This is a genomic window from Mycoplasma sp. 125, assembly GCF_051549845.1.
GTDB lineage: Bacteria > Bacillota_I > Bacilli_A > Mycoplasmatales > Metamycoplasmataceae > Metamycoplasma.
In genome coordinates this window covers 1-10,030 of the sequence record NZ_CP196079.1, presented here as the reverse complement: position 1 = coordinate 10,030, position 10,030 = coordinate 1, and the positions used below count along the sequence as shown (strand labels likewise).

The following is a 10,030-nucleotide window of genomic DNA, read 5'->3' as shown; positions in this document are numbered from 1 at the left end:
ATATTTTATTATAGTTTTGAATAACAATTAAGGATAAATACAATCATAAAAATACTAATTAAAAACTCCTATTACTATTTTTTTTATTTTGATAATCAAGAACAAAGATATCAATAATACAAATTAAAAACATTATTAAATTAAATTAACTATATACATGTTAAAAGTTTAATTTTATTTTATATAACTTATGTTCTTAATTCTTCTGCTTGCTTTGAAATTATTTCTGTATCTTGAATATATATTTTTTCTTTGATAATATATGACTTAACAAACAATGATGTCTTATTAAAGTTATTTTTAAAGTCTTTTAATCACAAATTATAATCATTAGATGGAAAAGGAATAAAAACCGGAAATGTATAAAATTTATCAACATTATTGAATTTACTAATAAAATGTTCAACAAAAGCTTCGGGGCTTAATGATAATTTATGATTACTTGGAAAAAATAACGCCGCTAGCATGGCAATTGATTGACACCATATCCCTTATACATTTATCATAATCATTCAATACATCACTAAAAGAACCATTTTTAAAATAATATTACTTCATGCCTCTTTGAATTTTGCATCTAAAATCATGAAAGGTTTTTGCTTATTATCATTGCTAAAAAACATAATCAGGCAATGTTGTCTGTTTGAATATTCTATCTCCACTGTAATCTATAATTTTAATTTTATATTGAGAAAAAAGAGTATATTCATCAGATTTTAAAAATTCTTCTAAATAAATCTCTCATAAAGTCGGAATGTAAAACAAAATACCTTTTGCTTTATTTAAATTTACTCCATTAAAAACAGATATAGCTTCATTTCTTAAAATTTTTAAACCGTTAAATCGCAACAAAAACGAGCCGCCTAACATATATAGTAAAATGTTATAGGTGGTCTTATTATGCATGAAATAGAATTAAACTATTTTCAATTAAATAGAAAGCAAAAATTAGATGTTATAACTACATATTCCAATTTAACAAATAAGCGATTATCCTTAAAGGCAAAATGTTCAATATCAACCATAAAAAGATTAAAACAAAAATTAAGAAATGCTAAATTATGCAAAAAAGAAGTTAACTTAGCACATGGCAATCAATGAGGCGATAGAAAAAAGATTTACAGTAATGATTTAATTATCAATTATGAAAAAATATGAAAGCAAAAAATAATTGTTGGAACAAAAATAGTTCTTGTAATTCATATATGTCTTAGTGTTTGTTTTTATGAGAGAATAGCTAATGCAAAAATATCATATAGCCAATTAACAAGAAAACTTACACAAAGCGGATTTCTAAGTGCTTTTGCTCATAAAAATACAATAAAAAGAAAAAACTTTTGTCAAAAAATATATACCTTATAAACCAAATATTTTGCCTAAAGAAAAGATTGAAAAACCAACCATAATCTCAAAAAGAAAATCAGTAAATACGAGATACCGAAAGTAATAATTAGCGATAATAGAATGAATTTTCATAATAGCTCTGAATCTAGCGCTATTTTATATAATACAGTCACAAAATTAGCTACTGAATTTATAACAACATCAGTACCTAATGAAGAGCCACATATAGAAAGTTTTTAGAGAATTACACATAATAGAATTCCGATATTTTTAAAAGATAGAAATATTAAAACAAACCAAGACGCTAATAAATATAGACACGAAATTATTGCAATGCTTAATGATATAAAAACAAGAAAATCAATTACCGATTCTGAAAAAAATGAATTTAGAAAACCAAACAGTGCAACTCTTGAAGCTTATTTTGATTTGCCAATTAAAAAACAAATTTTTAATGGAATTGTAACATTTAAAAATAAAAAATATATTCCTAAAAATGAAAAAAATCAAAAAATAAAAGTCACATCAAAAAATGATGCAACTTTTATGATCGGTGCAGATCAACAATACTATTTTCACATAAACAATAAAAGATATAAAGCTTTTGAATTAAATGAAAATGACATTCAAATGTATGAGAAAATAGCAATAGTAAAAAGCTTCCTCTTGAAATATCGGTGGTTAAAAAAATTGTGAAACATCAAGAAGCCGGATATTACTACAATCAAATGTTATCTAAAAAAACAGAAATTTTAGAATCTTTTGTTAAAACTGGCCTTATTTCACAAAGAGAAATAGATTTAATGCGATCAATTAATGAAGATTTAGAAAAAATAAGAAGAGATATAAATAAAATTGCAATTTTATAAATTATTCTATTCCTAGTAGAACTATTTTTTTATTAGAAATTATGCAAAATGTATAATTAAACAAGTTCAAAATATTGGTGGGTCATTTTTCATGCTAATTAATGAATTTACAAATATTGTTAAAAAAAATAATAAAAAGTTTATAATTATAAAGCAATATATAGTGTTGCCACCATAGCCAAATGGCCAAGGCATAGGTCTGCAACACCTTGATTACCGGTTCGAATCCGGTTGGTGGCTCCATTTAATGCGCCCGTAGCTCAATTGGATAGAGTGTTTGGTTACGGCCCAAGAGGTTGCGGGTTCGACTCCTGCCGGGCGCGCCATTTCAATAAAATGACCAAAAAAACGCGAATGCGTTTTTTTATTTATTTCATTAGATAAAATTAAATTGTGAATAAAATACAATTAATTCACAACTACTTAATTTTAGGAGTACTTAAAAATGAAAGATCAAATGAAAGATAAATTTAAAAATGTTATAGTTAAGACACCAGCTTCTTCAATGACAATGGGAATAACATCGGCTCCTGAATTAGGGAAGCCAATTTATAGTCTAGCTCTAATTCAACACGAAAAATATATTGATGCTTTAAAAAGCTGCGGCGTAAATGTTACCATTTGTCCAAAAAATGAAGATTTTCCTGACTCATGTTTTGTTGAAGACACAGCTGTAATTGTTACAGGAGAAATTGCAATATTATCTAATCCTGGTGCAGCATCACGTAATGGCGAAAAATATGAAATGCTGACATATCTAGAAAAATTCTTTGACAAAGACCACATTTTTAAAATCGAAGCCCCTGGAACGCTTGATGGTGGTGATGTTATGATGGTTAAAGATACTTATTACGTTGGTATGTCTGATAGAACAAACCGCGAAGGTATTCGACAATTTCATAATATTTTAGCTAGTGTAGGAAAAAAATGCATTCCAGTTCCTATGACAGAAATGCTACATCTAAAGACTGGCGTTAATTATCTAGAACATAATAATCTGTTAATTTCTGGGGAATTTATACACTACCCAACATTTAAAGAATTTAATCAAATTATTGTTGATAAAAGCGAAGCATATGCTGCTAATTGCATTTGAGTTAATGAGACAGTGATTGTACCAGAAGGATATCCACATACTCTAAAAGCAATTCAAGATTTAGGAATTTACAGGGTTATTACTTGTGATACATCTGAATATAAAAAATTAGATGGCGGACTAAGTTGCTTATCGTTAAGATTTTAAAACACTAAACTGGGTTCAAACCCAGTTTCTTAATGTTTTAAATATAAAATAAAGCAATGAAAATTATTGTTACATATATATCAAAACATAATTTATATGTTTAATAGGTACTTCTTTATATTAAATAAAGTGATCAAAATGTGTTGAAATAAAAAATAAAAGCATGCTTGTGGGTTGCATGCTAATATATTTTTTTTATGAAATATAATTTAATTATAAAGCATATATTTTTTTTATTAATAACTTTGATTAAAAACAATTTAAAAACTCAAAAAAGAGCTTTTTATAGTCATTTACACCAATATTTTCAGGTCTAGACATTGGATGAATATTCAATCTCTTTAATATTAATAAAACAGTGCTTTTATTATATTTTAATATCAAATTATTAATTAATGTTTTTCTCTTGAATTGAAAACATAATTTTAAAAAATCTAAAAAGGGCGATAATTCAAAATCTATATTATCAGCAAAATCAATTCTTACAACCATCGAATCAACCTTTGGGCTGGGATTAAAATCAGAAGGTTTTGCAACAATAACCTTTGAAACATTAGCAATACTTTGAAGCGCAACACTTAATTTAGAATAGGTTTTTGAATTAGGCTTTGCAATTAATCTATCCCCCACTTCTTTTTGCACCATTATAACAGCATGTTTAACATATTTATAATTATCAATTAATTTAAATATAATGGGAGATGTAATATTATAAGGAATATTACCGACAACGACTTTTTTAAATTTTGAGACCAAATCAGCATCTAAAAAATCTTTATTTAAAAACTTAATATTTTTTGGTACTTCCTTGTTAATTCATATATCATATAAATCTTTATCTAATTCATATGCTTCAAGACTTTTTACCTTATCAATCAACAAGTTTGTAATCGCCCCCAAACCAGGCCCAATTTCAATAACGTTTTCATTTTCCACGTCAGCTGATTCAACGATTTTTTGTTGAATTTTTTTATTAATTAAAAAATTTTGCCCAAAACTTTTTTTAGCCCTTATTTGCATTTTCTATACACCAAAAACCTTTCTAACATTTAGTCTTACCTGCTTTACAAGTAACTCCTCATCTATACCCTTAAGATTGGCAATAAATTGGTATGTATATTTGACATATGGACTAATATTTGGTTTACCGCGCATCGGTGTTGGCGCTAAATATGGTGTATCTGTTTCACACAAAATTCTATCAATAGGAATATTAATAACAGCTTCTTGTAAAGCTCTTGCATTTTTAAATGTTACTACGCCAGAAATTGAATAATATATATTTTTATAAGGCAATGTTTTCTTAACAAAATCAAGATCCCCACTAAAGGAATGAAAAATAATATTTATATCATTAAATTCAGAATTCTTAATTATTTCAAAAGCATCGTCTAAGGCTTCACGAACATGAAGCATTGCAGAAATGCCATGTTTTCTAGCTACATTTAATTGTGAAATAAAACTTTCCTTCTGAATTTCTTTACTTGGAGAATTATCATAATGATAATCAAGTCCAATTTCACCAATAGCAATAACATCATCATTGATGATAGACTCAATAAAATTGCCATCGCTACTTCCAACTGCTTCAGTAGGATGAATCCCGATAATCGGGTGTAAAAATTCTTTATCTTTTTTGCATAAATTAATAACTTCAACTGAATCATTTTTCGAAGTGCCTACAATAAAAAGCTTTTCCATATCTTGCTTTTTTCAATCTAAAATAACACTATATGGTTCATCATAATATTCCTTAAAAGGATGGGTATGGACGTCTACGTATTTCATTTTATTTTATAACTCCTCCAATAATTGTTTAAAAATTAAAAATATTTTCTCTTTTCATACACTTTTTTTAGTAATATAAAAATTTTCATTTTTATGTAAGAAGTCTGACACTACCTTTATAACAGCAATTCTTATTCCTAATAAATTAGCGCAATGTATTAAAGCACAAGCCTCCATATCTAAGATCCCAATATTTTCAAAATTATCCTTAATTTTTTCAATATCATTTTTAGAAAAAAACCTATCAGCAGACAATAAATCAGTGTTTTTTAGACCTAAAATGCTATTAACTTCCTTAGATAAAATGGAATTTGTCATAAACTTGTATTGATTATTAGGTAATTGGCCTAGCTTGTAATTAGGTAATTTAGTAAGATCAACATCAAAATAATATGAATTTTCAATGATAAAAGCATCACCAACATTAACATCTAAAATGCAACCCGCCGGCCCAATATTAACAATCTTTTCAACCTGATAATCTTTTTCTTTTAACTTAGCAATGCTTTGTGTTAAGCTAAATGAGGAATTAACCTTACCAACACCGCAATACAATAATGCAAATTCTTTTTTTGAATAATTTGATAAGCACAAATGTAAGCTTGTATTCTCATTTTCAAATAAATTATCTTCTAAAAAGAAAATATTATTTAAAATATCTATCTCACCTTTTTCAGCAACAACAAATAGGCTAATTTTTTTCATTTTATTTCCTTATAATATAATAATTTATAATAAAAAATTCTTGGGAATTCCAAGAACTTATTATACATATGAATTAAGCTACTAAACCGTATTTTTTTAAAGTTCTAGCATTTTTTGCTGTTACTCTAACAGTTTTCTTTGTGCCATTTTCAGTTAAAACAGTTACTTTTTGCAAGTTAAGGTCAAATGTTCTTTTTGAGGTATTCAAAGCATGTGATCTCTTGTTTCCACTCAATGGTTTTTGACCTGTTAATTGATCTCTTCCTGGCATTATTATCTCCTTAATTTTGTAAAACAGTATCTTTAATATTTTATATTAAATTAATTTTTTTTTTAATTTTTGTTCATATTCACATTTAGAAAATAAATTAAATAAACTAAATTACCTGTTTTTGCCATTTTTAGAGACACTTATTTTGCAATATTACTTTAATAGCACTTTAAAGTTAATAATTATTTTTTTAAGTAATATGAAAATTTTATTTTATTATAATTTTACACAGTTAATTACGGAGGTATATTATATGCTAGAAGCAAAAAATAAACTTAGCAAAAACAATACTATTAACTTAATTTTTGGCATTTTTGTGGGATTAACATCACTAGGTTTTTTGATCCTTAATATTCTTTCATACAAAGAAAAGGACAATTTTGACAATGAAATACCAACTTTATATTTAGTTTTTAAACGTTTTTCATCATTATTTTATTTTACCTATTTATCAAACTTTTTATTAGCTGCAACCCTAATTTCAGTGGCACTAAAACCAGAAAATGAAAAAGCAAAACAAATGTTTTTTATCTCTGTTGTATTAATTACAGTTACTTTTTTAATTTATTGAACCTTAATCTCATATCGAAGGGAAACATGGGAAAACTGAGTTAATGCAATCAAATCCCTAACAACTCATGCAATTAATCCTACCCTTGGTTTTATTGGTTTATTTCTAATTAAAAAACAAATAAAAATAACTTTTAAAACAATTTTAACAGCAATGCTAATTTTATTTGGATACTTCATGTTTGCATTTATTTTGTACTTTGCAACATTTAATAAAATTAAGGAAAATCATGGTGTTATTATTTATACATTTCTAGATTTTAAAAATCCTTTCTTTTATAAAGGAAATAATAAAGGAATAATTATTGTTTTAGATATATTAATTTTCGCTTTAGGATTTGTTATCCCAATTGCCCTATGTGCTTTTTGAAAGGCAGTATATAGAATTAAATACATAAGCCGCAAAAATAAAAATCTTCAACAATCAAAATGCATAAATATTTCTGAAAATAAGTAGAAATTATTTAATTAAATTTTTAAAAACCAACTTCCGTTGGTTTTTAATTTTGGATACTTATTAGGCTGTTATTCATTAATCGCTTCTCTTATTAAATAGATTTGATCATCAATTCAAACTGTGTCGCCTACTCTAATAGTGGCATTTCGGCCTTTAGGGATTCTATCGTTTATTTTTACCTTATGAAATGACAAAAATATTTTAGCCATTCCGCCGGTGCGACAAAGGTTTATTTTTTTGAGAAATTGACCCAATTTAATTTCACTTCCGTAAATTTCAATTTTCATTAAAAACCTCTTTGCGGTGTAATTAAATGATAAAGTTTAGGATTTGATTGTGATGTTATAACAATTCGCATCTTATCAGCAGTGAATGATAGCTTTATCTCATCATCAAAACTTTGAATAGCATCTTTTAAAAATTTTGAATTCAACGCTAATTTAAGCTCACTATCATTATAGCTAAATTTTTGTGTCTTAATCTCGGCATTAGCTATCTCATCACGTGTGGATGATATTGTTAAAATATTGTCATTAATATGTAATCTAATCTTATTATAATTTTCTGAAATAATAACCGATGCCTTGTTTAATAAACTATTTAGCTCCTTTTTAGTAATGATCAATTCATAAGCAAATGATTTCGGAATAATTCTAGATACGTCAATATAAACTTGGTCAACGACTTTTGATTCGATCACTGTTCCGTCTAACTCAAATAATATTTTTTGATCTGAAATATTCAAAATAACATCACCACTATAATCAAAATTCAAAACATCTTTTAAATTCTTAGCAAGTATTGATATATTAAAATTAACATCATCAGCAATTTCAGCAATTTCTTCAGCATAACGGTATTTGTCGGTTGCAACTAATTTAAACTGGTTATTTTGAGCAGATATATTGATACAACATAAAATAATATTTGTTTCAAGTGTCGAAGCTGAAACAGAAACATTTTTTACCATATTTTTCAGTTTTTGTCAACTAATTTTAACTTGGTCACCATAAACAGAAAAATCAATAACTGGATATTCAAAAAGATTATATAAATTTATTGAAAAACGTTCGTTTTCAGTGATTAATTCAAGAGTATTTTCCTTTGATTTCAAAATAATATCGTTATCTAACTTTTTGACTATGTTTCTAAATAATGAAAGATCAACAAGAATTTTGCCAGGAAGAATAATTTCAGCATCAAGCGATACATTTATGTCGTGTTTAATGCTGATTGATCCGTTTGATCCAATTAATGTAATTTTATTTCCTTCAGCACTAAGTAATATGCCTTTTAATTCTGGCATAAAAGGATTGGCATCTATTGCTTTTGCCACCCTTTCGATAGCAGCATCTAATAAAAGTTTATTAATCTTTAATTCCATGAAATCTTACTCCTTAAATTGTTATATTACTTTTTTTAATGTATTTTGAATTTTTTCAATAGCAGTTTTTATAGCAGAATTACTTTGTAAATTAGCATCAACTCAGTTCAAAGAAGCAATAACAGTAGAGTGTGCTTGATCCCCGACAATCTTTCCTATTTCCTTCAAAGTAAAATCAAAATTATGTTTCAATAAATAAATAACTATTTTTCGAGGCATTACAACTTCTTTAACTCTTGTTGGGCTAGATATTTTCTTTTTATCAATGCCATAGTATTTACTTACTGTTTCAATAATTTTTTCAGGGGTTATTGTTTCAGCAGCTTTTGTGACATTTTTAAATATATTTTGAATTGTCCTTAAATCATATGTAAAGAAATCATCACCATCAGCAAATAATTTTATGCGACTTATTGCTCCTTCAAGCGCTCTAATTGATGAAGAAAAGTTTCTTGCTATATATCTAAATGATTCCTCTTCTCATAAATCAGGGTTTACATCATTCTCTTTAAGTTTAAATTTCAAAATACTAATAACATCCTCAACACTTAAATCATTAATTTCAGTTATTAGACCGCCCTCAAATCTTGTCAGGAATCTTTGCTCAAAGCCGCCAAGTTGGTTCGGTTGCTTATCAGCACAAAAAATAATTTGATTTTTTTGTGTCTTCATTGTGTTAATAATATTAAATAAAACATTTAAGGTGCTTTCTTTATTACCGTATTGTTGGACATCATCAAACATTAAACAATCATAAGAAGTCAGTTCGTCAACAATTTTATTAATTTGCTCTTGATTTCTTGATTTAAGTTGTTCCACTAACTTTCGGGTTAGATTGTCCGGATTAATGTATAAACATGTTTTATTTTTCTTCTTAAATTCATTGCCAATAGCATGTAATAAATGTGTCTTGCCTAACCCGCTACTCGAATAAATGAACAAGGGATTAAAACTATCGTTATATTCATTACAAATTTGTTTAACCGCCTTAAAAGTTATCTTGTTAAAGTTGCCAATAAAATAATTGCTAAACGTTAAATCATTTTTAACATTAGTTATCTTTTCAGAATTAATGAACTTATGAGCTTCCTCATTATCAATGATCTTTTTTATTTCATTTATAGATGAAATCAAAACAACTACTAATTTTTTTTCTAGTGTATTAATTACTGCTCGTTGAATAGTTTGAAGATATGTTTGTTTAACATAATCAATAATATATGTTGGTGCTAAAATATAAGCATTATTTTCATCGGTACTAATTAGTTGAAGACGAGAAAAAAAAGTTTCATAAACCATTTCATCGCTAGAGTTATTTTTAAGTTCATTTTGAAGTATTTTATTCTCTACATTTAGATTCAATTGAGCTTCTTGGTATTTCATATAAATATAAATTATA

The 10,030-nt window shown here is 26.5% G+C and carries 14 protein-coding genes and 2 tRNA genes; 7 read left to right on the top strand and 9 right to left on the bottom strand.

The window, feature by feature from the left end:
* Window positions 1–188 precede the first annotated feature (188 nt).
* Both ACSH4Z_RS00080 and ACSH4Z_RS00075 read right to left on the bottom strand, forming a co-directional pair.
* A complete protein-coding gene (locus ACSH4Z_RS00080) occupies window positions 189–467 on the bottom strand; it encodes a hypothetical protein (protein WP_438340599.1) in 279 nt (92 codons plus the stop codon).
* A 145-nt stretch (window positions 468–612) separates the two neighbouring features.
* Window positions 613–852, bottom strand: a complete 240-nt coding sequence (locus ACSH4Z_RS00075) for a hypothetical protein (RefSeq protein ID WP_438340598.1) — start codon at window positions 850–852, stop codon at window positions 613–615.
* A gap of 48 nt (window positions 853–900) precedes the next feature.
* Here ACSH4Z_RS00075 and ACSH4Z_RS00070 point away from each other — a divergent pair, with 48 nt between their 5' ends.
* The 6 genes from ACSH4Z_RS00070 to ACSH4Z_RS00045 all read left to right on the top strand — a co-directional run bounded on the left by ACSH4Z_RS00070 (window position 901) and on the right by ACSH4Z_RS00045 (window position 3,456).
* Window positions 901–1,362, top strand: a complete 462-nt coding sequence (locus tag ACSH4Z_RS00070; protein WP_438340597.1) for a hypothetical protein — start codon at window positions 901–903, stop codon at window positions 1,360–1,362.
* Window positions 1,363–1,677: 315 nt separating this feature from the next.
* Entirely contained in the window at window positions 1,678–2,100 is a 423-nt protein-coding gene (locus tag ACSH4Z_RS00065) for a hypothetical protein (RefSeq protein ID WP_438340596.1), read from the top strand.
* Window positions 2,073–2,213: a hypothetical protein gene (locus tag ACSH4Z_RS00060; protein ID WP_438340595.1), complete on the top strand. Its 141-nt coding sequence runs from the start codon at window positions 2,073–2,075 to the stop codon at window positions 2,211–2,213. Before ACSH4Z_RS00065 ends, ACSH4Z_RS00060 begins: the two co-directional genes overlap by 28 nt.
* Window positions 2,214–2,381: 168 nt before the next feature.
* A tRNA-Cys gene (locus ACSH4Z_RS00055) sits at window positions 2,382–2,456 on the top strand.
* A 6-nt stretch (window positions 2,457–2,462) separates the two neighbouring features.
* A tRNA-Arg gene (locus ACSH4Z_RS00050) sits at window positions 2,463–2,539 on the top strand.
* A 119-nt stretch (window positions 2,540–2,658) separates the two neighbouring features.
* On the top strand, window positions 2,659–3,456 hold the full coding sequence (locus ACSH4Z_RS00045) for a dimethylarginine dimethylaminohydrolase family protein (protein ID WP_438340594.1): 798 nt from the start codon (window positions 2,659–2,661) through the stop codon (window positions 3,454–3,456).
* Between the two features lie 249 nt (window positions 3,457–3,705).
* On the opposite strand, the gene rsmA is transcribed toward ACSH4Z_RS00045, so the two are convergent.
* From rsmA to rpmB, 4 genes are all read right to left on the bottom strand, one after another.
* Entirely contained in the window at window positions 3,706–4,476 is a 771-nt protein-coding gene (gene rsmA / locus ACSH4Z_RS00040; protein WP_438340593.1) for a 16S rRNA (adenine(1518)-N(6)/adenine(1519)-N(6))-dimethyltransferase RsmA, read from the bottom strand.
* Window positions 4,477–4,479: 3 nt separating this feature from the next.
* A complete protein-coding gene (locus ACSH4Z_RS00035; protein ID WP_438340592.1) occupies window positions 4,480–5,244 on the bottom strand; it encodes a TatD family hydrolase in 765 nt (254 codons plus the stop codon).
* A 6-nt stretch (window positions 5,245–5,250) separates the two neighbouring features.
* Window positions 5,251–5,949: a phosphorylase family protein gene (locus ACSH4Z_RS00030; RefSeq protein WP_438340591.1), complete on the bottom strand. Its 699-nt coding sequence runs from the start codon at window positions 5,947–5,949 to the stop codon at window positions 5,251–5,253.
* 73 nt (window positions 5,950–6,022) lie between these two features.
* Window positions 6,023–6,220: a 50S ribosomal protein L28 gene (gene rpmB, locus ACSH4Z_RS00025; RefSeq protein ID WP_438340590.1), complete on the bottom strand. Its 198-nt coding sequence runs from the start codon at window positions 6,218–6,220 to the stop codon at window positions 6,023–6,025.
* Between the two features lie 253 nt (window positions 6,221–6,473).
* On the opposite strand from rpmB, the gene ACSH4Z_RS00020 reads away from it, so the two are divergent.
* A complete protein-coding gene (locus ACSH4Z_RS00020) occupies window positions 6,474–7,247 on the top strand; it encodes an MAGa3780 family membrane protein (RefSeq protein ID WP_438340589.1) in 774 nt (257 codons plus the stop codon).
* A gap of 68 nt (window positions 7,248–7,315) precedes the next feature.
* Here the strand turns inward: ACSH4Z_RS00020 and ACSH4Z_RS00015 are convergent, their stop codons facing one another.
* Genes ACSH4Z_RS00015 through dnaA form a run of 3 tightly spaced genes read right to left on the bottom strand, consistent with a single transcriptional unit; the run spans window position 7,316 to window position 10,014 of the window.
* On the bottom strand, window positions 7,316–7,534 hold the full coding sequence (locus tag ACSH4Z_RS00015) for an RNA-binding S4 domain-containing protein (RefSeq protein WP_438340588.1): 219 nt from the start codon (window positions 7,532–7,534) through the stop codon (window positions 7,316–7,318).
* Complete coding sequence (dnaN, locus tag ACSH4Z_RS00010; protein ID WP_438340587.1) at window positions 7,534–8,631, bottom strand: DNA polymerase III subunit beta; 1,098 nt, start codon at window positions 8,629–8,631, stop codon at window positions 7,534–7,536. Before dnaN ends, ACSH4Z_RS00015 begins: the two co-directional genes overlap by 1 nt.
* A 21-nt stretch (window positions 8,632–8,652) precedes the next feature.
* Entirely contained in the window at window positions 8,653–10,014 is a 1,362-nt protein-coding gene (gene dnaA, locus ACSH4Z_RS00005; RefSeq protein WP_438340586.1) for a chromosomal replication initiator protein DnaA, read from the bottom strand.
* Window positions 10,015–10,030: the final 16 nt, after the last annotated feature.